The sequence below is a fragment of the Pseudonocardia lacus genome (genome assembly GCF_018531445.1).
Taxonomy (GTDB): Bacteria; Actinomycetota; Actinomycetes; order Mycobacteriales; family Pseudonocardiaceae; genus Pseudonocardia; species Pseudonocardia lacus.
The window spans coordinates 1-1,669 of sequence record NZ_JAHDTH010000437.1 but is presented as its reverse complement, the minus strand read 5'-3'; the positions used below and the strand labels follow the sequence as shown (position 1 = coordinate 1,669).

Annotated in this window: 2 protein-coding genes; both read right to left on the bottom strand. The window is 76.0% G+C overall.

The window, feature by feature from the left end; genetic code table 11:
• A partial coding sequence (locus KIK08_RS38875) for a HelD family protein (protein WP_328516862.1) occupies positions 1–1,205 on the bottom strand: 1,205 nt, incomplete at its 3' end.
• A gap of 95 nt (positions 1,206–1,300) precedes the next feature.
• The coding region (locus KIK08_RS38870) for a helix-turn-helix domain-containing protein (protein WP_214408307.1) at positions 1,301–1,669 on the bottom strand (369 nt) is incomplete at its 5' end.

Here is a 1,669-nt window from a genome sequence, read left to right as displayed (position 1 = left end):
GGCGACGTCCACAGCTCGGCCAGCAGCCGCGCCGGGGTGAGCGCGGGCCACAGCGCGTCGACGGCGACGTGGAAGGCGGGGGAGGCGCGCAGCTCGGCGCGCGCGTCGGCGCGCAGCTCGGCGGCCAGGTCCGGGGCCTCGCGCGGGGCCAGCCAGCCCTCGCCGCTCCGGTCGACGGCCTGCTCGGCCAACGCGTCGAGGACGGCGGCGCGGAACACCGGCCGGGCCTCGTTGTGCAGGGCGCCGGTGGCGTGGGCCCGCGCGCGGGCGCGTTCGGCGATCGCGCGGTCGAGCTCGACGGTGACGTCGTCCAGTTCGATCGCGATCGGCTCGTCGGGCAGCTCCTGGCGGTCGCCGACGGCCGCGGAGAGCACCTCGACCATCGCGAGCGAGCCCTTCACCGCGGCCGCCGGATCCGTCGCCGTGGTGGCGAGGCCGGGCAGCAGCGAGCCCACGGTCGCGAACACGACGTCGGACTCGCCGAGTGCGGGCAGCACCTGGTCGATGTAGTGCAGCAACCGCGGGTGCGGCCCGATGACCAGCACACCGCGGCGGGCCAGGACGGGCCGCGTGTAGAGCAGGTAGGCGACCCGGTGCAGGGCGACGGCGGTCTTCCCGGTGCCCGGCCCGCCCTCGATGACCAGCGTGCCGGGCGGGTCGAGCCGGATGATCTCGTCCTGCTCGCGCTGGATGGTCGCCACGATGTCGCGCATCGCGCCGGTGCGCGGCGCGTCGACGGCGTCCAGCAGGGCCAGGTCGGCGCCCCGGCCGCCGGTGAGGTCGTCGTGGGCGCCGAGCACCTCCCGGCCGCGCGTGCGCAGGTGCCGGCGGTGCACGAGGCCCTCGGGGTGGGCCGGGGTGGCGGTGTAGAACGGCCGGGCCGCCGGCGCCCGCCAGTCGACGACCAGCACCTCGAAGTCGCTGTCGAGCAGCCCGATCCGGCCGACGTGCGTGCGTTCGCCCGCGGTGTCCTCGACCCAGCCCAGGCACAGCCCGTCGCGCCCGGCGCCGAGCCGGGAGATCCGGGCGCGCAGGTCGCGCGCGGCGGCCTCGTGGGTGGCGCGCTCGCCGGGGGAGCTGCCGCTGCCGCCACGCAGCCGGGCGGTCAGTTCGGCCTGCGCGGCCTCGCGCTGGGCGTCCAGCTCGCGGTAGAAGCGGGCGACATCGCGCCGGTCGGCTTCCAGGTCGAGCAACGGGGTGGACAATGTGCGATCCTCCGGTACAATGGAATCAACCAGAAAGGCTCTGACATTGAAAGATGTCAGAGCCTTTCTTTGTACCACGATTCCGGCGCCAATCGTCAGCCGTTCCTGCGCAATCGCCGCAGCCGCAGCGCGAGCTGCAGTTCGAGCACCCGCTCCGGTTCCTGCCAGTCCTCGCCCAGCAGGGCCGCGATCCGCCCCAGCCGCTGCGCCACGGTGTTCGGGTGCACGTGCAGCTCCGCGGCCGCCGCCCGATGGCTGCCGGCGGCGGCGAACCAGGCGGCGAGCGTGCCGAGCAGGTCGCTGCCGCGCCGGTCGTCGTAGTCGGTCAGCGGCCCGAGCACCCGGGCCAGGTAGCCGTCGACGTCGGCGCGGTCGCCGCCGATCACCAGCCCGGCGAACCCGAGGTCGGCCGCGGCGGCGCCGCGCCCGCGCCGGCCGAGCGCGAGCAGCGCGTCCGCCGTGCG